Source organism: Agrobacterium leguminum (assembly GCF_015704895.1).
In the GTDB taxonomy this organism is placed as follows: domain Bacteria; phylum Pseudomonadota; class Alphaproteobacteria; order Rhizobiales; family Rhizobiaceae; genus Agrobacterium; species Agrobacterium leguminum.
The window spans coordinates 1-22,204 of the sequence record NZ_JADQWB010000004.1 but is presented as its reverse complement, the minus strand read 5'-3'; the positions used below and the strand labels follow the sequence as shown (position 1 = coordinate 22,204).

Sequence of the window (22,204 nt, the reverse complement as noted above, 5' to 3'; positions counted from 1 at the left end):
TCTCTTCCTCGGCTTTCTTCGCGTTGGCCGGCAATCAGCTCGTCAGGCGCTGTTCGGCCAGTTTCACCCAGTAGGAAATGCCGTAAGCGATGGCGTCGTCGTTGAAATCATAGCCCGGATTGTGAAGCCCTGCCGAATCGCCGTTGCCGATGAAGATGAAGCAGCCTGGTCTTTCCTTCAGCATGAAGGAGAAATCCTCTCCTGCCATGGAAGGATCGACATCGGGATCGACATTCGGTTCGCCCGCCACATCGCGCGCCACATGGATGGCGTGGTCGGTCTCGGCGGCGTGATTGAAGGTCACCGGGCAGTAGCGCTCATAGACGACTTCCGCTTCCGCGCCATTGGCAAGGGCAATACCTTCCGCCATCTGCTTGATGCGATCCTGCGCCAGATCGCGCACCGTTTCATCGAGGCTGCGCACCGTGCCGGCGATCAATGCCTCGTTGGGGATGATGTTGTGGCTGGAACCGGCCTGAAAGCGGGTGACGGAAACGACCACCGAGCGGATGGGGTCGGCATTGCGCGAGGCGATCATCTGCAGATTGCCGACGATCTGCGCGCCGATGGTGATCGGGTCGACGGTGCGGTGCGGCTGCGCCGCATGGCCGCCACGGCCCTTGACGGTAATCGAGAACTTGTCGGGTGCGGCCATGATGCCGCCCTTGCGGATGGCGAAGGCGCCGAGCGGAATGCCCGGCATGTTGTGCATGCCATAGACCTCGTTAATGCCGAAACGCTCCATCAGGCCGTCCTCGACCATGGCAAGCGCGCCGGCACCCCCTTCTTCCGCCGGCTGGAAGATGACCGCGATGGAGCCGGCGAAATTGCGGGTTTCGGTAAGATATTTGGCGGCGCCAAGCAGCATGGCGGTGTGGCCGTCATGGCCGCAGGCATGCATGGCGCCCGCGGTTTTGGAGGCCCAGGGCTTGCCGGTTTCCTCTAAAATTGGGAGAGCGTCCATATCCGCGCGAAAGCCGATGGTGCGATTGCCCGGAAGATTGCCCCTGATGATGCCGACCACACCCGTGCGGCCGAGACCGGTCACGATTTCGTCAACGCCGAAAGATTTCAGCTTCTCCGCAACGAAGGCCGCGGTGTTGTCGACGTCATACAAAATCTCGGGATTTTCATGCAGGTGACGCCGCCATTCGCTGACTTCCTGCTGGAGTTCGGCGGCTCTGTTCAAAATCGGCATTCGTTCATTCCTGGGTTCATCGGTGCGGCGTGTCGTAAAATCCTATCCTCCGTGGTGGATAGTGCGCCGCATAATTGACGTAATCAATGTACTTTGCCATTGCTAGGACATATATGGTGAATATTGCCATTCCCCGACCGAAGACGGGAATTCGAGGACAAGCCTTGCCACAGACTTTTAAATCGCCAAACGCCGCCAGACGGCTCTCCGCAGCCGTTGCCATCATGACTGCAGGCCTCGTTGCCGCAGCACCCGTGGCAAATGCCAATCCCAAAATGGTGGTCGATGTCAAAACCGGCAAGGTGATTTCCCATCAGGAAGCCTTCCGCAAGTGGTATCCCGCTTCGCTCACCAAGCTGATGACCGCCTATATCGCCTTTTCCCAGATGAAGGCCGGCAAGATCAGCCCGCAGACGGAAGTGGTGATGAGCAAGAAGGCCGCCGATCAGCCGGCCTCGAAAATGTATTTCAAGCCGGGCCAGAAGCTGACGATGGATAGCGCTTTGAAGCTGCTGCTCATCAAATCCGCCAATGACATCGCGGTGGCGATTGCCGAGACCATCGGCGGCACCAGCGACAATTTCGTGGCGCAGATGAATGCGCAGGCGCAGCGGCTGGGCATGAGCTCCACCCGTTACATCAACGCCAATGGCCTGCCCGGCAAGGGACAATATACGACCGCCCGGGATCTGGCGCTGCTGGCGCTGATCATCAAGCGCGAGTTTCCGGAATATGCCCATTATTTCTCGCTGGAAGGCGTCAGCACCGGCAAGAAGAACTACGCCAATTTCAACATGCTGGTCGGCCGTTTCGATGGCGCGGATGGCATGAAGACCGGCTTCATCTGTGCCTCCGGCTTTAACCAGGTGTCGTCGGCCGTTCGCAATGGCCGCTCGGTCATCACGGTCGTGCTGGGCGCGGACAGCCTCGCGGGGCGCACCGACCAGTCGGCCGATCTGTTGCAGATGGGGCTGACGGCGCCCTCGGGCCAAGGCGTCTCGCTCGCCGCGCTGGCGCCCTATGGCGATACCGGCGATGTGAACGATGTCAGCGCTGAAATCTGCAACCCGAAGGCCGCCAAGGTGCGCAGCGAAAGCCGCGACGAGGCTGGCCGCATGGTCATCCATTCGCCCTATGTGCAGGAAATGACCCGCCCGCCGGAATATTCCTTCGCCGGTCTCATTCCGGGTAGCGAGACGGTGGCGGTGAATGCCACCAAGGGAGCCGGCAAGGGCGAACTCGCCAACGTGCCGATCCCGATCCCGCGCCCGACATTCTGATGATCGGTGACTGCCTCGAGGCCGAGCCTCGCGGTTGCAATGCGGTTTGTGTATTCGCAGGTCGATGATGTTATGATATTACAGTGTCGCTCGCGGCTTCCAGGCGCGGGCGATTTCTTTTAGCTCCATGCGGCTCCGGGTTTCGTGTCGTCCAGTGACCTGCCGGAGCGGCCATCAACATACAGGCAAGTCATGTCTCGCGATCGCATCCCGGTTTCCATCATCACCGGATTCCTCGGCGCCGGAAAATCGACGCTGCTCAACCGGCTCCTCAAGGATCCGGCGATGAGCGATGCGGCGATCATCATCAATGAGTTCGGCGATGTCAGCATCGATCACATGCTGGTCGAAAGCGCGGGTGAGGGCATCATCGAGCTGGCGGAGGGCTGCCTCTGCTGCACGGTGCGCGGCGAGCTGGTGGATACGCTGGCGGAACTGATGGACGGCATTCAGACAGGCAAGCTGAAGCCGGTAAAACGGGTAGTGATCGAGACCACGGGCCTTGCCGATCCCGCCCCCGTCATGCAGTCGGTCATGGGCAACCCGGTCATCGCGCAGAATTTCGTGCTGAACGGCATGATTACGGTGGTGGATGCCGTGAACGGCCTTTCCACGCTCGACAATCATCAGGAGGCGGTGAAACAGGCCGCCGTGGCTGATCGTCTGGTGGTGACCAAGCGCGCGCTTGCCGATGCCGCCGCGATTTCCGCCCTGACAGCCCGTCTTCAGGCGCTCAATCCGCGTGCGACCATCGAGGATGGCGACAAAACCGAGTGGAGCGCTGCGGGGCTTCTCGACAACGGCCTTTACGATGCCGGCAGCAAGAATGCCGATGTCGGCCGCTGGCTGGGCGAAGAAGCGGCACACGATCACCACGATCATGATCATGATCACGGTCATGACCATGGCCATCACCACCATCATGGCGATCACGACGACCACCACCATCACGATGTGAACCGGCACGATGCGTCTATCCGTTCCTTTTCGATCATTCACGATCAGCCGGTCAGCCCGATGGCGATCGACATGTTCGTGGATCTGCTGCGCTCGGCACATGGTGAAAAGCTCCTGCGCATGAAGGCCATCGTCAAGCTGTCGGATAATCCGGGCCGACCGCTGGTGTTGCATGGGGTGCAGAATATTTTCCACACGCCGGAGCGCCTTGCGGCCTGGCCGGACCCGGCTGATCAGCGCACCCGCATGGTGCTGATTACGAAGGATTTGCCGGAGGCTTTCGTGCGGGACCTCTTCGCGGCCTTCACAAGCGCACCCGGCATCGACCGGCCGGACAGGCAGGCGATGACGGATAATCCGCTGGCGGTTTCGGGGTTGCGGTTTTAGGGTGTGTCGTGATGGTCTAGGTCGGTGGGTGTGGTTCACCCCCCTCTGTCCTGCCGGACATCTCCCCCTCAAGGGGGGAGATCGACAAGCGGCTTGCTCCGAACATCTTTATCGATGCAGCAACCCGAAGTGCAGAGCTTGTGAGAAAGCGAGCGGTCGCCGCAACTGATCTCCCCCCTTGAGGGGGAGATGCCCGGCAGGGCAGAGGGGGGTAAGCCCGGAGCGTCAGCGTTGGATGTCGGTTTACCCGCCCTTCACAATCCGAAACCGATGCCCCTTATCCAGCGCAGTGGTCTCCACCAGCCTATGCCCATCCTCATTGCACATATGGGTAATATCGATCACCGCCAGCGGATCGGTCGTCTCGACGGTCAGAATATCGCCTGCCTGCAGGGTTGCGAGTTTCTTGCGGCTTCTCAAAACCGGAAGGGGGCATTTAAGCCCCCTCAAATCATAGACGATCTCGGCCGTGTCGCTCATTCCTTGGCCCAGAACTTCCAGAACGGCTTCTTCTCCGGCGCTTCCGGAGCAGGCGCTGCGGAATAGGCAAGCGGGTTCATGGTCGGAACCGGAACGCTCTGGGCGGCAGCTCCAGTCTGGCCGGCTGCTGCGGGGGCAGCCGAGGCAACCATCGTCGGTGCTGCCGGGGCCGGGTTCGATTGCGGTGCCGTGGCGGGCTGGACAGCCGAAGGGCGTGGGCCGCGCAGGGCCGAGGCGGTTGCGGTCGTGGCCGGTGAGGAAGACGTCACCTGCTGCGCCTTCTTCTCCATCAGCGCGGCATATTCCGTTTCTTTCATCAGCTTGCCGGCCTTCAGCGCCGAGCCGGTCGGGGCATACGCCGGCTCGCGGCCCTTGCGCTTTTCGGCGACCAGCGCCTTGCGCTCGGCTTCGCTCGGGTCGTACCAGGCCATGCCGTCATATTTCTTCATCGCCTTTTCATAGGCGAGATCGTAGGTCTTCTCGTAGCTCGAAAGCGCGCTGACGAGCGCCGGCGGTGTGCTCATGGCCGGGCATTGGGCGGAGGCGTTGAAGCTGCCGCCTTCGGTCTGCTGGTTGAAGACATATTTCTTCTCGCAGACATTCACTTCCGGCGGGCGCTTGGTCACTTCGAAATTGTCGTAACCGACCTTCAGCATCTTCCAGAATTCGAGATGTTCGCTCTGGCGATGGCGGGCCATGTTTTCCGCCGTCATGCGGAACGGGAAGGCCTGCAGCTGCACGGTCTTCTGGCCGCCCTTGAAGGCGTCACGGGCAAAACCGTAGATTTCAAGAATCTGCGCATCCGTCATCGAATAACAGCCGGAGGACGAGCAGGCGCCATGGATCATCAGATTGGTGCCGTTGCGGCCATTGGCGGCATCGTAGCGGTTCGGAAAGCCGGTATTGATGGCGAGATAATATTTCGAGTTCGGATTGAGATGCGCGGGCGTCAGGTTGTAGAAACCTTCCGGCGCCTGCCGGTCGCCTTCCTTCACCTTGGGCCCGAGTTTGCCGGACCATGCGCAAATCTCGTAGCCGGCGATCTTCTCGAAACGGTTGTCGCGCCTGGCTTTCCAGATTTCCAGCGCACCTTCTTCCTTGAAGATGCGGATCATGATCGGCGAGGTGCGGTCCATGCCCCTTTTGTCGATCTCGGCCAGAATGGACGGAGACAGCGGGTAATCGACCTTGTTCTTGACGTGGGAGACGTCGCGCTCAACGGTTTCGAGCGTATCGTTACAGCCGGCAAGAACGAGCGCGGTGCAGGCAAGAAGTGCAAAATGTGTCAAACGCATGATCTGATCCGAAAGACGATGGCACGAAGCGGCGGCAGTTCTACACCGTCCCGTGTGTATTTTAAATACGGTATTAACCGTTTACATCTTCTTAACTCAAATCGGATCCGCCCCGCGGCCGCCGATACATCTTTTGATGTGACCGGACTATGGCCGAGTTGGGGCGATATTCAAGGAAAATAAGGCCGGACTTAAAGGTTCCGGCCGATATCCAGGAATTTCTGGCGGCGTTCGGCGCGCAATTGTGTGCCCGAACGCTGGGAAAGATCGGCCAGAGCCTTGGCGATGACGTCACCGGTTGCACTGATAACGGTTTCCGGGGCGCGATGCGCGCCACCGATCGGTTCGGGAATGATTCCGTCGATGACGCCGAGCGCCTTCAAATCTTCCGAGGTGATCTTCATGTTGGTTGCAGCTTCCTTGGCGCGGGTCGAATCGCGCCAGAGAATGGAGGCGGCACCTTCCGGCGAGATCACCGAATAGATCGCATGTTCGAGCATATAGACGCGGTTGCCGGTGGCGATCGCGATTGCGCCGCCCGAGCCGCCTTCGCCGATGACGACGGAGACGATCGGCACCTTCACGTTGAGGCACATCTCCGTCGAGCGGGCGATGGCTTCGGCCTGGCCGCGTTCTTCCGCGCCGACGCCGGGATAGGCGCCTGCCGTATCGATGAGGGTGATCACCGGCAGCGAGAAACGGTCGGCCAGTTCCAGCACGCGGATCGCCTTGCGGTAACCTTCCGGGCGCGGGCTGCCGAAATTATGCTTCAGGCGGCTTTTGGTGTCGTTGCCCTTTTCCTGGCCGATGATGGCGACGGGCTGACCGTTGAAGCGGCCGAGGCCTGCCTGAATGGCGGCGTCTTCGGCAAACTTGCGGTCGCCGGCCAGCGGCGTGAAATCGGTGAACAACGCCTTGGCGTAATCGACGAAATGCGGACGCTGCGGATGGCGCGCGACCTGCGTTTTCTGCCAGGCGTTCAGCTTGGAATAGATGTCCTGCATCGCGTCGTTGACCCGCGATTCCAGACGGTTGATCTCCTCCGAGGTGTCTATGCTCTCGTCTTCATCGGCAAGCTTCTTCAGCTCGATGATCTTGCCCTCAAGGTCCGAGATAGGTTTTTCGAAGTCGAGATAATTGTGCATGAGATCCGTTTCCGATCGTTTTGCGCAAGGTTTGACCGGATTATCCGGCGGTTCCGGTCGCTCTAATCAAGGTTTTTGCCCTGTTTGGCAAGGGGGTGATGTGTTTGTACCAGCTCTTGCAAGCGTTCTTCCAGCACATGTGTATAGATTTGTGTCGTGGAAATGTCGGAATGGCCGAGCAGTTCCTGTACCGCGCGCAAATCCGCGCCGTTCTGCAGAAGGTGGCTGGCAAAGGCGTGGCGCAGCACATGCGGCGATATCGCAGACGGGGTCAGGCCCGCACGGATGGCGATGTCCTTGAGGTCGCGGGCAAAGACCTGGCGGGGCAGGTGGCCTTCCTTGCTGTTGGAAGGAAACAGCCACTGGCTCTCCGGCGTCTCCGGTTTTTTCTGCGAAGCGGCCACCTTGCTTTTCTCTGATGCGAGCGCCTTTCTGGCAGCCTCGTATTTTTCCATCGCCTCGATGGCGGCGCGGGAAAGAAGAACCATGCGGTCCTTGTTGCCCTTGCCGCGTATCATCAGGAAGCGGCCTTCCTGACGCAGCACCTTGACCGGCAGCGAGACGAGTTCGCTCACACGCATGCCGGTGGCATAAAGCAGCTCAAGCAGCAGGTGCATGCGGATGCGCGCCATCTGGCCGGGACCGGATGTGGCGGCTTCCTGCGCCGCGAGGCTAAGAAGCCTGTTCACATCGGCGACGCTCATCGTTTTCGGTAAGGCGAGACCTTTCCTGGGAGCGTCGATGATGCCGGTCGGGTCGTCGCCGCGCAGCCCTTCCGAATAGAGAAAACGATAGAATTGCCGCATGGTGGAAAGACGTCGCGCCTGTGAGGTTGCGGCAAAACCCTGAGCGGAAAGATGGGTCAGATAGGCGGAAAGGTCAGGCGTCTGCGCTTCCGTCAGGGACTGGCCGCGCTGACCGAGAAATTCGCGCAGATCGGAAAGATCGCGCTCATAGGAAGAGAGCGTGTTGGCGGCAGCCCCGCGTTCGGCGCTCATCATTTCCAGAAAACTTTCCAGCCGCGCGCCGTCGCGTCCTGCCGTCGGCTGTCCGCTCATGGGGGGCGCCTTGCCGGTTCGGTCGACGGCGGGTTCAGTCGCTCGGAAGGAATGCGCACCGTCACTTCGCGGTCGCGCGGTTTGACGACCATGACGAGCAGCACCATGCCGCCATAGATCAGCCCCGCGATGGTCGCCAGTATCATCGTGAAGCGGAAGAGGGTAGGCATGGCGGCTCCGTGAAGGTGGCGGTCGAAACGTATATGCGGTGCGGCGAAAGCGGCGACAAGATCAAAATGCCCGCTCCGCTCCATGCCGCATGCGGCGATGATTGTGATTCACCGCAATTCAGTCAGCAATTTGGCTTGACGCTTCGTAAACATTTGCAGATATCCATGCCAAACGGGCTTTCAAATCTATGAATGAAACGAATTTATCCGTCCCGGCCACACTCGGGGAGCAAGCGCGGGCAAAGCTCGGACGGCGCAACATCGTCTTCGTCGGGCTGATGGGGGCTGGAAAGTCGGCGGTGGGCCGCATGGTCGCCCAGCAGCTCAGGGTGCCGTTCATCGATACGGATGTCGAAATCGAGCGCGTTTCGCGCATGACGATATCGGAACTTTTCGCCACCTATGGCGAAGAAGAATTCCGGGCGCTGGAAACGCGGGTCATCAAGCGGCTGCTGCGCGGCGGCCCCAAGGTCATCTCCACCGGCGGCGGCGCCTTCATCAACGACAATACCCGCCGGCACATCACGCGCGGCGGCATTTCATTGTGGCTGAAGGCCGATCTCGAGGTGTTGTGGGAGAGGGTCAACAAGCGCGACCACCGCCCGCTTCTCAAGACCGAAAACCCCAAGGCCACGCTGGCGGCCCTGATGGAGAAGCGCTATCCGATCTATGCGGAAGCGGATCTGACCATCGAATCCCGCGATGTCCGCAAGGAAATCATCGTGACAGAAGTGCTGGCCGCCATAGCCGGCATCGAACAGAAAGACTGATCCCCATGACGCCTTCCGAAATCCACGCCGATGAACGTCTCGTCCATGTGCCGCTCGGCGAGCGCGCCTATGACATTCTGATCGGGCCGGGCCTCATCGGCCGGGCGGGCGGCGAGATTTCGGCGCGGCTGAAGGGCCGGCGCGCGGCCATCATCACCGATGAACATGTCGCACCGCTTTACCTCGAAGGCCTGATGGACGGGCTGCAGACGGATGGCATCGAGGCCGTCTCGCTGACCCTGCCGGCTGGCGAAAAGACCAAGAGCTTCGAGCATCTCGTCACCGTCTGCGATGCGGTTCTGGCAGCAAGGGTGGAGCGTAACGATGCGGTGATCGCGCTTGGTGGGGGTGTGATCGGCGATCTCGCCGGTTTCGCAGCGGGCATCGTGCGCCGTGGCGTGCGCTTCGTGCAGATACCGACCTCGCTTCTGGCGCAGGTCGATTCCTCTGTCGGCGGCAAGACGGGCATCAACAGCCGCCATGGCAAGAACCTCGTCGGCGTGTTCCACCAGCCTGATCTGGTTCTGGCCGATACGGCCGTGCTGGATACGCTGAGCCCGCGGGAATTCCGCGCCGGTTATGCCGAAGTGGTGAAGTACGGGCTGATCGACAAGCCGGATTTCTTCTTCTGGCTGGAAAAGAACTGGGATGAAATCCGCACCGGCGGCCCCGCGCGCATCCAGGCGATTGCGACGAGCTGCCAGGCGAAAGCCGATGTGGTGGTGGCTGACGAGAAGGAAAACGGCGTGCGCGCCCTTCTGAACCTCGGTCATACATTCGGCCATGCGCTGGAGGCGGCGACCAATTACGACAGCAAGCGGCTGGTGCATGGCGAAGGCGTCGCCATCGGCATGGTGCTGGCGCACCAGTTTTCCGCCCGCCTCAACCTCGCAAGCCCGGACGATGCCGCCCGCGTCGAGGCGCATCTGAAAGCCGTCGGCCTGCCGACGACGATGAAGGATATTCCCGGCGAGTTGCCGCCGGTCGAAACGCTGATGAAGGCAATCGCGCAGGACAAGAAGGTCAAGGGCGGCAAGCTCACCTTCATCCTCACCCATGGCATCGGCCAGTCCTTCGTGGCCGATGATGTTGCGGCGTCCGAGGTGCAGTCCTTCCTGTCGGAAAAACATCCGGGTTAAGGCCGCGAGACAAAGGAAGCCGTGCCTAGAACCGCACCGGTTCCCCCGGCGCTGCCGCCTCTATCGCCAGCGCATGCAGGCCGGCATCGAGTTCCGGCTTCAAAAGCGCGTTGATCGCCCGGTGGCGCTCTACGCGAGACTTGCCGGAAAAGCTTTCCGACACTATCTGAACACGCATATGCGTCTCGCCCGTGCCGGTCATATCCGGCTGGTGGCCGGCATGCATCAGGCTTTCATCGACGACCCTCAGGCGCTCCGGTGAAAAGCTTTCCCGAAGCTTCGTTTCTATGCGTTCTCGCAGGGACATGCGACGGGCTCCATTCTCGTTGGCTGGTCTTGAAGGGGGCTACCTAAAAGCCAGCAACATTCCGCTTTGTCAATTCTTGTTGTGCGGCTTTTCGCACCCCATAATCAGGGCATCATGAAACTGGATTCGAAATATTTCGATCGCATCCGCACGCGCCGGAAAAGGGAGAGGGAACCTGAGGTTCAGGCCCCCACCTGCCAGTGGGACGGATGCGACAAGCCGGGTATTCACCGGGCACCCGTCGGCCGCAATGCCGAGGGGCAATTCTTCCTGTTCTGTTTTGAGCACGTGAAGGAATACAACAAGGGCTATAATTATTTTTCCGGCCTGTCCGACAGCGAGATCGCCCGTTACCAGAAGGAAGCGATCACCGGCCATCGCCCCACCTGGACGGTGGGCGTCAACAAGACGGCGCGCGACAGCCCGCTGCACTCCACGCTGCGTTCCGGCACGGCGAGCGGGAACGCCCGTATCCGCGATCCTTTCGGCTTCGCCGGCGGTTTTGCGGGCGGCGCAAGGGCAGGCGGCTCCCGCATGCAGCAGGACCGAAAATTGAAGACGCTGGAGGCAAAAGCCTTCGATACGCTCGGTCTTTCTTCCACCGCAAAGCAGGAAGACATAAAAAGGCGCTACAAGGAGCTTGTCAAAAAGCACCATCCTGATGCTAATGGTGGCGATCGTGGTTCGGAAGAGCGTTTTCGGGCTGTTGTTCAAGCATATCAATTGTTAAAGCAGTCAGGTTTCTGCTAAGCCAACTTATGTGTTTACCGCCTGATTGATGATGTGGCCGGGTGGCTGCCGCCCGCCTTGGAGACGTGATGAGCAAAATCGACCTTGATATTTCCAACCTGCCCGACACGACGGTGTCCGTGCGGGAGGTTTTCGGCATTGATACGGATCTGCGGGTTCCCGCCTATTCCCAGGGCGACGCCTATGTGCCTGACCTCGATCCCGACTATCTTTTCGATCGCGACACGACGCTTGCGATCCTTGCCGGTTTTGCTCACAACCGACGTGTCATGGTCTCCGGTTTCCACGGCACGGGTAAATCCACCCATATCGAGCAGGTGGCCGCCCGCCTGAACTGGCCCTGCGTGCGCGTCAACCTCGACAGCCATGTCAGCCGTATCGACCTCGTCGGCAAGGACGCCATCGTCCTGAAAGACGGCAAGCAGGTCACCGAATTCAAGGACGGCATCCTGCCCTGGGCCTACCAGCACAATGTCGCGCTCGTCTTCGACGAATATGATGCCGGCCGCCCGGATGTTATGTTCGTCATCCAGCGCGTGCTGGAATCCTCCGGCCGCCTGACCCTGCTCGACCAGAGCCGCGTCATCCGTCCTCACCCGGCCTTCCGCATTTTCGCAACCGCCAACACCATCGGCCTTGGCGATACGACCGGCCTTTACCACGGCACGCAGCAGATCAACCAGGCGCAGATGGACCGCTGGTCTATCGTCACCACGCTGAACTACCTGCCGCATGAGCAGGAAGTGAACATCATCGCCGCCAAGGTGAAGAGCTTCGACAATCCGAAGGGCCGTGAAACCGTTTCCAAGATGGTGCGCGTGGCCGATCTCACCCGTTCGGCTTTCATCAACGGCGATCTTTCCACGGTCATGAGCCCGCGTACCGTCATCACCTGGGCGGAAAATGCGGAAATCTTCGGCGATCTCGCCTTTGCCTTCCGCGTAACCTTCCTCAACAAGTGTGACGAGCTGGAACGCACGCTGGTGGCCGAGCAATATCAGCGGGCTTTCGGCGTCGAGCTGAAGGAAAGCGCTGCGAACATCGTTCTCAGCGCCTGATCGTCCCCGGCTTGTCCGGAGAAGATCACCGATGACTTGAAGACGCCGGTGGGGCGCGCGATCTTCCGATCGCGTGCCGCAGGCGCCGACAAATGACAGGAAAGACAATGGCAGCGCGCGGCGACAATTCCAGAGCGAAACCGGGTACGGCGGTCGATACGGAACCGTTGCGTCAGGCGATTGCCGGATGCGTGCGATCCGTCGCTGGCGATGCCGAAGTCGAAGTCGTCTTTGCCAATGAGCGGCCGGGTCTTGCCGGTGAGCGTATGCGCCTGCCGGAAATTTCCAAGAAGCCGACGGCGCAGGAAATCGCCATCACCCGCGGCCTCGGCGATTCCATGGCGCTGCGCCTTGCCTGCCATGATGCCGACACCCATGCGGTGATGTCGCCGCAGGGTGCCGAGGCGCGGTTGATCTTCGACGCGGTGGAACAGGCGCGGGTGGAATCCATCGGCGCGCTGCGCATGCCGGGCATGGCCTCCAACATTCAGGCCATGAACACGGAAAAATATGCCAAGGCCAACTTCGCCGGCATCAACAACAAGGATGATGCGCCGCTTGCAGAAGCAGTGGCGCTTTTGGTGCGCGAGAAGCTGACGGGTGAGAAGCCGCCGGAAAGCGCCGGCAAGGTTGTCGATCTGTGGCGCGATTTCATCGAAGACAAGGCGGCCGGCGACCTCAAGGATCTTTCCAGCGTCATCACCGACCAGAAGGCGTTTTCGCGGCTTGTGCGCAAGATGCTGACCTCCATGCAGATGGCGGAAGATTTCGGCGACGAGGATAACGAGCCTGAGAGCCAGGAAGCGGAATCCAACGAGGACCAGCCGCGCACCAACGAGACCGAAGAAGAGCAGGTCGAGGAAGAGGCCGGCTCGGACGCAACGCCTGCCGATGAAAACGAGGCCTCGCAGGAGGAAATGGAAGAAGGCGAGATGGACGGCGCCGAGATGTCGGACGAGGAAATGTCCGACGATCTCGACGAGGATTCCGAGACGCCCGGCGAGACCCGCCGTCCCAACAGCCCCTTCGACGATTTCAACGAGAAGGTCGATTACCGCATCTTCACCCAGGAATTCGACGAGGAAATTCACGCCGAGGAACTGTGCGACGAGGCCGAGCTTGACCGTCTGCGCGCCTTCCTCGACAAGCAGCTCGCTCACCTTCAGGGCGCGGTCGGGCGCTTAGCGAACCGCCTGCAGCGCCGCCTGATGGCGCAGCAGAACCGTTCCTGGGACTTCGATCTGGAAGAGGGCTATCTCGATCCGGCCCGGCTCGTCAGGCTCATTATCGACCCGATGCAGCCGCTTTCCTTCAAGAAGGAACGCGACACCAAGTTCCGCGATACCGTGGTTTCGCTGGTCATCGACAATTCCGGTTCGATGCGCGGCCGTCCAATCACGGTTGCGGCTACCTGCGCCGATATTCTGGCGCGAACGCTGGAGCGCTCGGGCGTGAAGGTCGAAATTCTGGGCTTCACCACCAAGGCCTGGAAGGGCGGACAATCGCGCGAACAGTGGCTTGCCAATGGCAAGCCGGCGTCGCCGGGTCGTCTCAACGATCTGCGCCATATCATCTACAAATCGGCGGACGCTCCGTGGCGGCGCGCGCGGCGCAATCTTGGCCTGATGATGCGCGAGGGCCTGCTGAAAGAAAATATCGACGGCGAAGCGCTGATGTGGGCGCATAACCGCCTGATCGGCCGCCCCGAGCAGCGCAAGATCATGATGATGATCTCGGACGGCGCGCCGGTGGACGATTCGACCCTGTCGGTCAATCCGGGCAATTATCTGGAGCGGCACCTGCGCGCCGTCATCGAGCAGATCGAAACGCGCTCGCCGGTGGAACTGCTGGCAATCGGTATCGGCCACGATGTGACGCGCTATTATCGCCGCGCCGTGACCATCGTCGATGCGGACGAGCTAGCCGGCGCGATGACCGAGCAGCTTGCGGCGCTTTTCGAGGATACGAGCGGCGCTTCCGGTTCGTCCCGCAGGGTTCGCCGTGCGGGATAAGCGGGGCCGGGCTTCTTCCGCCTGCAAAACGCTTGCGATGGCCGCCATTCTGGCGGCCGCATCGCTATGTCCGGTTTCCATCGGCGCTTCCACCATCGATGTGCCGGTAAGCGTGCGTCTGCTTTCCTCTTTCGAAGTTGGCACCAGCGAAAAACGTTTCGGTAAGCTGGAATTTATCGGCGGCATGGTGATGAGCGCGCCGGAAAAGCTGTTCGGGGCGATATCCTCCATCCGTTTCCGCCCCAATGGGGAGGATTTCGTTGCGGTGCTGGATACCGGCCATTGGCTGACGGGCAGGGTCTTGCGTGACGCTCGCGGTGCTTTGTCCGGGCTTGCCGATGCCCGCATCACCCCCATGCTGGACATGAGCGGGCGCGAACCGCCGCGCAAGATGGAGATGGATGCGGAAGGGCTGGCGCTGCGCGACGGCAGGGTTTTCGTCAGTTACGAGCAGCGCCACAGGATCGATATCTATCCCGATCCGGGCTTCGCCACCTCAAAGCCGCTCGACCGCCTGCCATATCTCATCCCCAGCAACGAGTTGCGCCACAATGGCGGCCTGGAGGCTCTCGCGGTATCGCCGGCCGATTCGCCGCTCGCCGGCGCTCTGGTCGTTGTGGCTGAAAAAAGCATCGATACGGACGGCAATCTTCTCGCCGCCATACTGGAAGGTCCGCGCAAGGGCACATTCGCCGTTACGCATCATCCGTCATTCGACGTGACGGACGGTGCGTTCCTGCCCAATGGCGACCTACTGCTTCTTGAGCGCCGCTTCAATTTCGCTGAAGGCGTGGGCATGCGTATCCGCCGCATCCGTGGGGCCGATATCCAGCCGGGCGCGGTGGTGGATGGCGAAATCCTCATGGAAGCCGGCATGGCCTACCAGATCGACAATATGGAAGGCATGGATGTGGTGAAGGGGCCGGACGGCTCGACGCGCCTCATCATCGTTTCCGATGACAATCACTCGTTCCTCCAGCGCAACCTGATGCTGGAATTCAAGCTGGTGGAGTAAAATCAGACCTGCTGCTGTGCCGCCTTGTAGGCTGCCATCAGGTCCTCGACGAGAATGCCGTCGATCTTCATGCCGGTCATCCGGCATGACGTTATCTGCGCACCGGACAGATTTGAGTTGCTCAGTTTCAGACCGGAAAAATTGACGTCGTCGATCGACCAGCCGGACATGTTGTTATCGGTGAACGACGCACCCGACAAATTGATATTGTTGAAGCTCGCCCCGGAAAGATTGACATTGTCGAAGACCGTGCCGGATAGATTGACGTCGTTGAAGGTTGAGCCTGAAAGTGTGGCGCTGGCGGCCTCCACGATGTCTATAACGTCCTTGATCTGCATGTCGACCTGCCTCCGCGCTGTGCCACGGACGACAGACTGCAATGCTGACGGCTGGCTTGCAAGGGCGATTTGATCCGCGCTTGCCCGGCCTCAAACGCGGCCCGTTTTGACGGCGCCCGGCATCGGCTTCAGCGTGTTCATCAGCGCGCCGTAAGGCAACAACATGATGAGGCCGACGAGAACCTTCACCGAGAGATCACCCAGCGCCCAGGAAATCCAACGGGGCGCTTCCACGGCGAAGACACCGAGAATGGGAGCGTTTTCGATGGCGAAGGCGTCGTTGGGGCCGACGAAGGAGAAGCTTGCCGCAAAGGCGATGGAGAAGAACAGGGCCGTATCCAGCACCGAACCCAGCATCGAGCCGGCGAGCGGCGCATGCCACCAGCGCTGGCGGCGCAGGCGGTTGAACACGGAAATATCCAGCAGCTGGCCGATCAGATAAGCGGTGCCGGAAGCGACCGCGATGCGCGGAATGGATGTCCAGAAGGACAGCGTGACCCCGACGACGAAGCCGGCAAGCACGACGCGGCGTGCGATGGAGGGGCCGAACTGGCGGTTGGTCAGGTCCGTGACGAGGAAGGCGATTGGATAGGTGAAGGCGCCCCAGGTCAGAAGGTCGCCGAGATTGACGCCGAACAACGAGCCGGAAAGCGGGTATTGCACCAGAATATTGGAGGCGACGACCACCAGTGTCATCAGCAGGACATAGATAAGCGTAAAGCGCAGATAGGGCATTTTTTTATCCTGGGTGATGCCACCAGTTGGAGCCAAGCATCGGAGGAAAACGTCTCAAACGGTTTTCGCAAAACCCGATGCAACTAAAATCTGGAACAAACAAAAGGCTTGAGCGGCAAAGCCATTCAAGCCTTCTGAATTCAGATGATGTCGAAACCGCTATTAAGCAGCTTCGGCCGTCTTCTTGGCGATCTGGCGGCGCAGGAGACGAGCGCGCATGCTCAGTTCGTTTTCGCCGGACTTCAGAAGGAAGGCATCGAGGCCGCCACGGTGTTCAACGGAGCGCAGAGCGGCTGCGGAAACACGCAGGCGGAAACGCTGGCCGAGAGCATCGGAGATCAACGTGACCTGGCAGAGGTTCGGAAGGAACCGGCGCTTGGTCTTGTTGTTGGCGTGGCTGACGTTGTTGCCCGTCTGGACGCCCTTGCCGGTCAATTCGCATACACGGGACATGGGTACACCTATTTCGTTTCGTCTGTTTCACCACTGGCTCGCCACCGGCAAAACCGGGGTGGCAATCCAACTGGCCATGATTGGAAAGTTGCGGTTCTATAGTCAGACGAGACTTAACAGTCAAGCCGCTCGCGATCAAATGAAAGGAAATTCCGGCGTTTTCAACCGGCATCCGCTTTTTTATTGCCACAAGTCAGCGTATATGATCGCCCGATAAGGCCGCTTCCGCGCCTCTTTTAAGGTGATATCGAAATGATTGCCAGAGGAAAAAGCATTTTCGTGGCCGCGACAATGGCGTTAACGGGCGTCTCCCCCTCGTTCGCCGCCGAAGCGCGCCACACAAGCGAATACAGCATCAATCTCGGCATTTTGCCGATTGCCAGGGCAAGTTTCTCGACTCGCATGGACGGACCGAATTATTCGATCTCCGGTTCCTTCAGCGCCGCCGGTCTTGCCAGCATCCTCAAGGATATTTCCGGCAAGACGACCGTTTCCGGCGCCAAGCGCGGCCACCGGCTGCAGGCCAACGAATATTCGCTGGTCTATAAGGACGGCAAGCGGGTGCGCACCTATGACGTTGTCTATCGCAACGGCAACGTCACATCGACAACGGTGAAGCCTGAGCCGAAAGCCCGGCCGGACAACTGGGTGGATGTGAAGGACCGCGACCTGCGCTCGGTTCTCGATCCGATTTCCGGCCTCATCATTCCCGCGGGCGGCCGCATCTGCCCGACTCGCCTGCCGATCTATGACGGCGAATCGCGACTCGATCTGGTTTTGAGCTCCAGCGGCACCAAGCCGTTCAAGACCAATGGTTTTAATGGCGACGCCATCGTCTGCAAGGCGCGGTATGTGCCGAAGTCGGGTTACAGGCAGGGGCGCAAGGATATCGAATATCTGAAATCCATCTCCATGGAAATCTGGTTCGCCAAGTCGAACAACATGGATGTCTATGCGCCCGTCTATGCAATCATTCCGACTCGGGTGGGGCAGGTTTACATCACCGCCACGAAATACGGCGGCTGACCGGGATCGATAGCAGGGCAAGTGACGCTCGGCGTTGCTGCTGGGTTTCTTCTCCCCGCCGGGGAGAAGGTGGCCCGAAGGGTCGGATGAGGGGGCAACGCCAGCGATAGACCGCACCCTTGCCCCCTCATCCCGCTGCCGCGGACTTCTCCCCCTCGGGGAGAAGAAGCAGGCGGCACCCGCTCGGTCCATACGGGATCGCTCTGGCGACTACAGCGCATCGCCCGGCGACCAGCCGGGCTCTGCCATAACGAAGCTCGAAAAGGCAAAGCCCGGTGAGACGGTGCAGCCGACGAGCGTGAAGTCGCCGAGGCTTTCGGCCGATTGCCAGCAATTGGCGGGAACGATGACCTGCGGGCGCTCGCCTTCAAGAATGGCGGGGCCGAGCGTGAAGGTCTGCACTTCCTGGCCGTCCTGCGAAAGATGCAACGCAATCGGCGCACCGGCATAATAGTGCCAGACCTCCACCGCATCGGTGACCCGGTGCCAGTGCGAGCGGTCGCCCTTTTCCAGAAGATAATAGATCGCCGTCGAATGGCCGCGCTCACCGCCTGCGCTGTCGCGGAACGTCTGGTGGTAAAAACCGCCCTCGGGATGCGGCTCCAGCCCCAGTTCGCGAATGATCGCCTGCGCCGATATTTCCGTTCCCATCAGAAATTGTCCTTGCGTGTGCGGATTTCCGCGAAAACATCGGCATCGGTGGCGCTTTCAAGGCCAAGATATTTGCGAATACCGGAATCGGCCACCCGCATATAGGGATTGGTCTGTTTTTCGAGCCCGATGGTGGTGGGAATGGTGAATTCATTCGCCTGCCGCGCCTTCTCTATGTGGGCCGCGCGCTCGCTCAGCACAGCGTTCTCCGGATCAACGGTGAGGGCGAAACGGGCGTTTGTCAGCGTATATTCATGGCCGAAATAAACCTTGGTCTCATCCGGCAGCGCCATGAGTTTCTGGAAGGAATGCCACATATCCGCCGCCGGACGTTCGAACAGGCGGCCGCAACCCATGGCAAACAGCGTATCGGCGGCAAACAGCAGCCCGTCATCGGGCAGATAATAACAGATATGTCCCGCCGTATGGCCGGGCGTGGCGATGACCTGAACGCGGCGGCCGGCGAATTCGAACTCGTCGCCATCGGCCTGCGAACGGTCGAGACCGGGGATCGCAACCGCTTCGTCATAGGGGCCGTGAATTTCGCAGCGGAACTTGTCTTTCAGGGCCAGATTGGCTTCCACATGGTCCTGATGGTGGTGGGTGGTGAAGATATGGGTGAGCTTCCAGCCGTGGCCGTCGAGCGCCTGCAGGATAGGTCCTTCTTCCGGTGCGTCTATGGTGGCTGTCGCGCCGCTTTCGGGATCGTGCAGAAGAACCCCGAAATTGTCGCTGCGGCAAAGAAAGACGTCTATTTCCAAAGGTTTCATCTTATCCTCTCCATTTGCCGGCCAAAACCGGCGCATTCGCCCGCCTGACCTTCTATGTAAGGGCAGACGCCTTGAAGTCCAACCGCCTGATGCTACATTCTCGCCCATGAATACCGATATCGTCGATCTGCGCGAATTCTATCATTCTCCGCTTGGCCGCTCGGCCGAGCAGGCGATCACCATGGCGCTTTCGACGCTGTGGCCACCCTTGCCGGAAGAGCGGCTGGTCGGCCTTGGTTACGCTGTGCCGTTTCTGGAGCGGTTCCGCCGCGATACGGAGCGCACCTTCGCCTTCATGCCGGCGGGGCAGGGGGCGGTGAACTGGCCGGCGGGCGAGCTTTCCTCCACGGCGCTGGTCTTCGACGAGGAACTGCCGCTGCCCGATGCGTCGATAGACCGGGTCTTGATGGTGCATGCGCTGGAATTTGCCGAAAATCCACGTGAAAGCCTGAAGGAACTGTGGCGGGTGCTGGCGCCCGGCGGTCGTCTGGTGATCGTGGTGCCGAACCGGCGCGGCGTATGGGCGCGCATGGAGCATACGCCCTTCGGTTCCGGAAGGCCCTATTCACGCGGACAGCTGACGGCGCTTTTGCGCGAAACCAATTTCACGCCGGGCGCCACCGCCGAGGCGCTGTTCTTTCCGCCCACCACCAGCCGACCGATACTGAAATTCCGTCGCTATCTCGAACATACCGGCCGCCGGCTGTGGCCGCTTTTTTCCGGCGTCATCGTGGTGGAGGCCCAGAAGCGTCTCTATCAGGGATTGCCCGTCACCCAGCGCGCCTCCCGTCGCGTTTTTGTGCCCGTGCTGGCCCCGCAGGGGGTGCCCACCACCCGCACTGCCGCAAGCCAAGGAAAGCCGCGCTGACCCTCGACAAAGCGACCATTCCGGTCTAATGCCTCCGGCATTGCTTTTGCCGGGTTCTCCGGCGCTTTTCCAAAGGTCGATCAAATGAGTGCAGAGCTTAGCCAACCTGTTCCGCGTCCGGGTATTCTGGATATCGCCGCTTATGTTCCGGGCAAGGAACATGTGGACGGCGTTGCGAAGGTTTATAAGCTCTCCTCCAATGAAACGCCGCTTGGGCCGAGCCCGAAGGCGATAGAGGCTTTCGGCACGGCTGCCAGCCATCTGGAAATCTATCCGGACGGTCAGGCGATCGCGCTGCGTCAGGCGATTGCCGACGTGCACGGTCTCAACATCGCGAACATCATGTGCGGCAACGGTTCGGACGAGCTTCTCGGCCTGCTTTGCCACGTCTATCTCGGCGCGGGCGATGAGGCGATCATCACCGAACACGGTTTCCTCGTTTACAAGATCCAGATCATGGGCGCGGGTGCCACCCCGGTGACGGTGAAGGAAAAGGATTGTGCGGTGGATGTGGATGCGATCCTCGCCGCCGTGACGCCGAAGACCAAGATGGTTTTCGTCGCCAATCCGGGCAATCCCACCGGCACCTATGTTCCCGTTGCGGAAATCCGCCGCCTGCAGGCCGGCTTGCCGAAACATATCGTGCTGGTGCTGGATGCGGCCTATGCCGAATATGTCCGCAAGAATGATTATGAGGCCGGTCTCGAGCTGGTCTCTGGCAACCGCAACGTGGTGATGACCCGCACCTTCTCCAAGGTATACGGCCTCGCCGCCCTGCGCGTCGGCTGGATGTATGGCCCTGCCGCTGTCATCGATGCGCTGAACCGCGTGCGCGGCCCGTTCAACATGAGCGCGCCGGCTATCGCGGCGGGTGCTGCGGCAATCCGCGATCAGGCCTTCGTAGAGAAGGCCGTGGCGCATAATGCGCTGTGGATGGAAAAGCTGGTCACGACCTTTACCCGCCTTGGCCTCACCGTCACGCCTTCGGTTACCAACTTCATCCTCATCCATTTCCCGGATCAGGACGGCAAGCGCGCGGCGGATGCGGACGAGTTCCTGAGCCGCCGCGGTTATATTCTGCGTGCGGTACGTGGCTACGGTTTCCCGAATGCGCTGAGAATGACCGTCGGCTCGGAAGAGGCCAATCTCGGCGTCATCGCGGCCCTCACCGAGTTCATGGGGCAGGCGTGATGGCTGAGATCATGTTCGAACGCATCGCGCTGATCGGCATCGGCCTGATCGGCTCGTCGATTGCCCGCGATGTCAGGGAACTGGGGCTTGCCCGCCATGTGACCATTTCCACCCGCAGCGAAGACACGCTGAAACGGGCGGAAGAACTGGCGCTTGGCACGGATTACACGGTTTCGGCGGCGGAAGCGGTAAAGGATGCCGATCTCGTCATCGTCTCGGTGCCGGTCGGTGCTTCCGAGAGCGTGGCGCAGCAGATCGCGCCGCATCTGAAGCCGGGCGCCATCGTTACCGATGTCGGCTCCACCAAGGCCTCGGTCATCGCGCAGATGGCGCCGCATATGCCTGACAATGTGCATTTCATTCCCGGCCACCCGCTGGCGGGTACGGAAAAATCCGGCCCGGATGCCGGTTTTGCCGGCCTCTTCCGCGACCGCTGGTGCATCTTCACGCCGCTGCCGGGCACGGATGCCGAGGCTCTGGAAAGGCTGAAGGATTTCTGGCGGGCGCTCGGTTCGCGCGTGGATGAGATGGATGCCGAACACCACGACAAGGTCTTGGCGATCGTGTCGCATCTGCCGCATATCATCGCTTACAATATCGTCGGCACGGCGGACGATCTGGAGACGGTGACCGAATCGGAAGTCATCAAATATTCCGCCTCCGGTTTCCGCGATTTCACCCGTCTGGCCGCCTCCGATCCCACCATGTGGCGCGATGTCTGCCTGCATAACAAGGATGCGATTCTTGAGATGCTGGCGCGGTTTTCCGAAGATTTGGCATCCTTGCAAAGGGCGATCCGCTGGGGGGAGGGCGACAAGCTGTTCGAACTGTTTTCCCGCACCCGCGCCATCCGCCGCTCTATCGTGCAGGCGGGCCAGGATGTCGACGCACCGGACTTCGGCCGTCACGCGCTGGACCAGAAGAAGTAAATCGCATTTAGCTTAGGTCGTGATGGGATTTGATCCGGCCCATCGCGCCCGCCGGCAAAGTGCCAAAGCCTCCCCGGCGTCATCCTCGGCCTTGTTGTAAAGACCGGAGACATCCCTGACATGTGTTCGGAGACATCCCTGACAGTCAGAGTTTATCTTCGAGATTGATCTTTGCGATTTGAGTTGCCCCGAAGAAAACGCCGAAGAGACCTGAGCTATTGA

24 protein-coding genes are annotated in these 22,204 nt (G+C 60.5%); 12 read left to right on the top strand and 12 right to left on the bottom strand.

Going from position 1 to position 22,204, the window contains the following annotated elements; all coding sequences use genetic code 11:
* Window positions 1-34 precede the first annotated feature (34 nt).
* Complete coding sequence (locus I3J13_RS07570; protein WP_196378445.1) at window positions 35-1,198, bottom strand: M20 aminoacylase family protein; 1,164 nt, start codon at window positions 1,196-1,198, stop codon at window positions 35-37.
* 224 nt (window positions 1,199-1,422) lie between these two features.
* Here I3J13_RS07570 and I3J13_RS07565 point away from each other — a divergent pair, with 224 nt between their 5' ends.
* Both I3J13_RS07565 and I3J13_RS07560 read left to right on the top strand, forming a co-directional pair.
* Window positions 1,423-2,478 carry a D-alanyl-D-alanine carboxypeptidase family protein gene (locus tag I3J13_RS07565; RefSeq protein ID WP_052025775.1) on the top strand — a complete coding sequence of 352 codons (1,056 nt, stop codon included), beginning with the start codon at window positions 1,423-1,425 and terminating at the stop codon, window positions 2,476-2,478.
* 192 nt (window positions 2,479-2,670) lie between these two features.
* On the top strand, window positions 2,671-3,822 hold the full coding sequence (locus I3J13_RS07560; protein WP_196378444.1) for a CobW family GTP-binding protein: 1,152 nt from the start codon (window positions 2,671-2,673) through the stop codon (window positions 3,820-3,822).
* 243 nt (window positions 3,823-4,065) lie between these two features.
* Here the strand turns inward: I3J13_RS07560 and I3J13_RS07555 are convergent, their stop codons facing one another.
* The 5 genes from I3J13_RS07555 to I3J13_RS07535 form a co-directional block, all read right to left on the bottom strand.
* Entirely contained in the window at window positions 4,066-4,302 is a 237-nt protein-coding gene (locus tag I3J13_RS07555; RefSeq protein WP_196378443.1) for a sulfurtransferase TusA family protein, read from the bottom strand.
* Window positions 4,299-5,597, bottom strand: coding sequence for a L,D-transpeptidase family protein (locus tag I3J13_RS07550; protein ID WP_196378442.1), 1,299 nt, complete (start codon window positions 5,595-5,597; stop codon window positions 4,299-4,301). The genes I3J13_RS07555 and I3J13_RS07550 overlap by 4 nt, the downstream gene beginning before the upstream one ends.
* 191 nt (window positions 5,598-5,788) lie before the next feature.
* Window positions 5,789-6,742, bottom strand: a complete 954-nt coding sequence (locus tag I3J13_RS07545) for an acetyl-CoA carboxylase carboxyltransferase subunit alpha (RefSeq protein ID WP_142780650.1) — start codon at window positions 6,740-6,742, stop codon at window positions 5,789-5,791.
* 62 nt (window positions 6,743-6,804) lie between these two features.
* Window positions 6,805-7,800, bottom strand: coding sequence for a site-specific tyrosine recombinase XerD (gene xerD, locus I3J13_RS07540; RefSeq protein WP_196378441.1), 996 nt, complete (start codon window positions 7,798-7,800; stop codon window positions 6,805-6,807).
* The gene (locus I3J13_RS07535; RefSeq protein WP_196378440.1) at window positions 7,797-7,970 is read right to left on the bottom strand and encodes a histidine kinase; all 174 of its coding nucleotides are present in this window, start codon (window positions 7,968-7,970) and stop codon (window positions 7,797-7,799) included. The genes xerD and I3J13_RS07535 overlap by 4 nt, the downstream gene beginning before the upstream one ends.
* A 188-nt stretch (window positions 7,971-8,158) precedes the next feature.
* Between I3J13_RS07535 and I3J13_RS07530 the strand changes: the two genes are divergently transcribed.
* Both I3J13_RS07530 and aroB read left to right on the top strand, forming a co-directional pair.
* Entirely contained in the window at window positions 8,159-8,740 is a 582-nt protein-coding gene (locus tag I3J13_RS07530; RefSeq protein ID WP_035262338.1) for a shikimate kinase, read from the top strand.
* Window positions 8,741-8,745: 5 nt separating this feature from the next.
* Complete coding sequence (gene aroB, locus I3J13_RS07525; protein WP_196378439.1) at window positions 8,746-9,879, top strand: 3-dehydroquinate synthase; 1,134 nt, start codon at window positions 8,746-8,748, stop codon at window positions 9,877-9,879.
* 25 nt (window positions 9,880-9,904) lie between these two features.
* Here aroB and I3J13_RS07520 read toward each other — a convergent pair whose 3' ends face one another.
* Window positions 9,905-10,186 (bottom strand): BolA family protein, encoded by a 282-nt coding sequence (locus tag I3J13_RS07520; RefSeq protein WP_196378438.1) that lies wholly within the window; start codon window positions 10,184-10,186, stop codon window positions 9,905-9,907.
* Between the two features lie 114 nt (window positions 10,187-10,300).
* On the opposite strand from I3J13_RS07520, the gene I3J13_RS07515 reads away from it, so the two are divergent.
* From I3J13_RS07515 to I3J13_RS07500, 4 genes are all read left to right on the top strand, one after another.
* Window positions 10,301-10,936: a J domain-containing protein gene (locus I3J13_RS07515; protein WP_196378437.1), complete on the top strand. Its 636-nt coding sequence runs from the start codon at window positions 10,301-10,303 to the stop codon at window positions 10,934-10,936.
* 68 nt (window positions 10,937-11,004) lie between these two features.
* Window positions 11,005-11,994 carry a cobaltochelatase subunit CobS gene (gene cobS, locus I3J13_RS07510; protein WP_004445672.1) on the top strand — a complete coding sequence of 330 codons (990 nt, stop codon included), beginning with the start codon at window positions 11,005-11,007 and terminating at the stop codon, window positions 11,992-11,994.
* Window positions 11,995-12,101: 107 nt separating this feature from the next.
* Complete coding sequence (gene cobT / locus I3J13_RS07505) at window positions 12,102-14,006, top strand: cobaltochelatase subunit CobT (protein WP_196378626.1); 1,905 nt, start codon at window positions 12,102-12,104, stop codon at window positions 14,004-14,006.
* Between the two features lie 37 nt (window positions 14,007-14,043).
* On the top strand, window positions 14,044-15,021 hold the full coding sequence (locus I3J13_RS07500; protein WP_196378627.1) for an esterase-like activity of phytase family protein: 978 nt from the start codon (window positions 14,044-14,046) through the stop codon (window positions 15,019-15,021).
* A 2-nt stretch (window positions 15,022-15,023) separates the two neighbouring features.
* Here I3J13_RS07500 and I3J13_RS07495 read toward each other — a convergent pair whose 3' ends face one another.
* The 3 genes from I3J13_RS07495 to rpmB form a co-directional block, all read right to left on the bottom strand.
* Window positions 15,024-15,359: a pentapeptide repeat-containing protein gene (locus I3J13_RS07495; RefSeq protein WP_196378436.1), complete on the bottom strand. Its 336-nt coding sequence runs from the start codon at window positions 15,357-15,359 to the stop codon at window positions 15,024-15,026.
* A 90-nt stretch (window positions 15,360-15,449) separates the two neighbouring features.
* On the bottom strand, window positions 15,450-16,094 hold the full coding sequence (locus I3J13_RS07490; protein ID WP_003523300.1) for a queuosine precursor transporter: 645 nt from the start codon (window positions 16,092-16,094) through the stop codon (window positions 15,450-15,452).
* A 162-nt stretch (window positions 16,095-16,256) separates the two neighbouring features.
* Window positions 16,257-16,547, bottom strand: coding sequence for a 50S ribosomal protein L28 (rpmB, locus tag I3J13_RS07485; protein WP_003509888.1), 291 nt, complete (start codon window positions 16,545-16,547; stop codon window positions 16,257-16,259).
* A 252-nt stretch (window positions 16,548-16,799) separates the two neighbouring features.
* Between rpmB and I3J13_RS07480 the strand changes: the two genes are divergently transcribed.
* Complete coding sequence (locus I3J13_RS07480) at window positions 16,800-17,573, top strand: DUF3108 domain-containing protein (RefSeq protein ID WP_196378435.1); 774 nt, start codon at window positions 16,800-16,802, stop codon at window positions 17,571-17,573.
* Window positions 17,574-17,783: 210 nt separating this feature from the next.
* On the opposite strand, the gene I3J13_RS07475 is transcribed toward I3J13_RS07480, so the two are convergent.
* Together I3J13_RS07475 and gloB are read right to left on the bottom strand one after the other, a co-directional pair.
* Window positions 17,784-18,224: a cupin domain-containing protein gene (locus I3J13_RS07475; protein ID WP_196378434.1), complete on the bottom strand. Its 441-nt coding sequence runs from the start codon at window positions 18,222-18,224 to the stop codon at window positions 17,784-17,786.
* On the bottom strand, window positions 18,224-18,994 hold the full coding sequence (gene gloB, locus I3J13_RS07470; RefSeq protein WP_196378433.1) for a hydroxyacylglutathione hydrolase: 771 nt from the start codon (window positions 18,992-18,994) through the stop codon (window positions 18,224-18,226). The genes I3J13_RS07475 and gloB overlap by 1 nt, the downstream gene beginning before the upstream one ends.
* A gap of 106 nt (window positions 18,995-19,100) precedes the next feature.
* Between gloB and I3J13_RS07465 the strand changes: the two genes are divergently transcribed.
* The 3 genes from I3J13_RS07465 to I3J13_RS07455 all read left to right on the top strand — a co-directional run bounded on the left by I3J13_RS07465 (window position 19,101) and on the right by I3J13_RS07455 (window position 21,982).
* Complete coding sequence (locus I3J13_RS07465; protein ID WP_003523306.1) at window positions 19,101-19,862, top strand: class I SAM-dependent methyltransferase; 762 nt, start codon at window positions 19,101-19,103, stop codon at window positions 19,860-19,862.
* 84 nt (window positions 19,863-19,946) lie between these two features.
* Window positions 19,947-21,053, top strand: a complete 1,107-nt coding sequence (gene hisC / locus I3J13_RS07460) for a histidinol-phosphate transaminase (RefSeq protein ID WP_196378432.1) — start codon at window positions 19,947-19,949, stop codon at window positions 21,051-21,053.
* Window positions 21,053-21,982 carry a prephenate/arogenate dehydrogenase family protein gene (locus tag I3J13_RS07455; protein ID WP_003523309.1) on the top strand — a complete coding sequence of 310 codons (930 nt, stop codon included), beginning with the start codon at window positions 21,053-21,055 and terminating at the stop codon, window positions 21,980-21,982. The genes hisC and I3J13_RS07455 overlap by 1 nt, the downstream gene beginning before the upstream one ends.
* Window positions 21,983-22,204 lie beyond the last annotated feature (222 nt).

Excerpts from the sequence above, each read along its gene's own strand:
- aroB (WP_196378439.1), top strand. The coding sequence starts at position 8,746 with ATGACGCCTTCCGAAATCCACGCCGATGAACGTCTCGTCCATGTGCCG.
- rpmB (WP_003509888.1), bottom strand. The coding sequence starts at position 16,547 with ATGTCCCGTGTATGCGAATTGACCGGCAAGGGCGTCCAGACGGGCAAC.
- I3J13_RS07455 (WP_003523309.1), top strand. The coding sequence starts at position 21,053 with ATGGCTGAGATCATGTTCGAACGCATCGCGCTGATCGGCATCGGCCTG.
- I3J13_RS07500 (WP_196378627.1), top strand. The coding sequence starts at position 14,044 with ATGGCCGCCATTCTGGCGGCCGCATCGCTATGTCCGGTTTCCATCGGC.
- I3J13_RS07530 (WP_035262338.1), top strand. The coding sequence starts at position 8,159 with ATGAATGAAACGAATTTATCCGTCCCGGCCACACTCGGGGAGCAAGCG.
- hisC (WP_196378432.1), top strand. The coding sequence starts at position 19,947 with ATGAGTGCAGAGCTTAGCCAACCTGTTCCGCGTCCGGGTATTCTGGAT.
- xerD (WP_196378441.1), bottom strand. The coding sequence starts at position 7,800 with ATGAGCGGACAGCCGACGGCAGGACGCGACGGCGCGCGGCTGGAAAGT.
- I3J13_RS07570 (WP_196378445.1), bottom strand. The coding sequence starts at position 1,198 with ATGCCGATTTTGAACAGAGCCGCCGAACTCCAGCAGGAAGTCAGCGAA.
- I3J13_RS07535 (WP_196378440.1), bottom strand. The coding sequence starts at position 7,970 with ATGCCTACCCTCTTCCGCTTCACGATGATACTGGCGACCATCGCGGGG.
- I3J13_RS07480 (WP_196378435.1), top strand. The coding sequence starts at position 16,800 with ATGATTGCCAGAGGAAAAAGCATTTTCGTGGCCGCGACAATGGCGTTA.
- I3J13_RS07565 (WP_052025775.1), top strand. The coding sequence starts at position 1,423 with ATGACTGCAGGCCTCGTTGCCGCAGCACCCGTGGCAAATGCCAATCCC.
- I3J13_RS07560 (WP_196378444.1), top strand. The coding sequence starts at position 2,671 with ATGTCTCGCGATCGCATCCCGGTTTCCATCATCACCGGATTCCTCGGC.
- I3J13_RS07520 (WP_196378438.1), bottom strand. The coding sequence starts at position 10,186 with ATGTCCCTGCGAGAACGCATAGAAACGAAGCTTCGGGAAAGCTTTTCA.
- I3J13_RS07490 (WP_003523300.1), bottom strand. The coding sequence starts at position 16,094 with ATGCCCTATCTGCGCTTTACGCTTATCTATGTCCTGCTGATGACACTG.
- I3J13_RS07555 (WP_196378443.1), bottom strand. The coding sequence starts at position 4,302 with ATGAGCGACACGGCCGAGATCGTCTATGATTTGAGGGGGCTTAAATGC.
- cobS (WP_004445672.1), top strand. The coding sequence starts at position 11,005 with ATGAGCAAAATCGACCTTGATATTTCCAACCTGCCCGACACGACGGTG.
- I3J13_RS07550 (WP_196378442.1), bottom strand. The coding sequence starts at position 5,597 with ATGCGTTTGACACATTTTGCACTTCTTGCCTGCACCGCGCTCGTTCTT.
- gloB (WP_196378433.1), bottom strand. The coding sequence starts at position 18,994 with ATGAAACCTTTGGAAATAGACGTCTTTCTTTGCCGCAGCGACAATTTC.
- I3J13_RS07475 (WP_196378434.1), bottom strand. The coding sequence starts at position 18,224 with ATGGGAACGGAAATATCGGCGCAGGCGATCATTCGCGAACTGGGGCTG.
- I3J13_RS07495 (WP_196378436.1), bottom strand. The coding sequence starts at position 15,359 with ATGCAGATCAAGGACGTTATAGACATCGTGGAGGCCGCCAGCGCCACA.
- I3J13_RS07545 (WP_142780650.1), bottom strand. The coding sequence starts at position 6,742 with ATGCACAATTATCTCGACTTCGAAAAACCTATCTCGGACCTTGAGGGC.
- cobT (WP_196378626.1), top strand. The coding sequence starts at position 12,102 with ATGGCAGCGCGCGGCGACAATTCCAGAGCGAAACCGGGTACGGCGGTC.
- I3J13_RS07465 (WP_003523306.1), top strand. The coding sequence starts at position 19,101 with ATGAATACCGATATCGTCGATCTGCGCGAATTCTATCATTCTCCGCTT.
- I3J13_RS07515 (WP_196378437.1), top strand. The coding sequence starts at position 10,301 with ATGAAACTGGATTCGAAATATTTCGATCGCATCCGCACGCGCCGGAAA.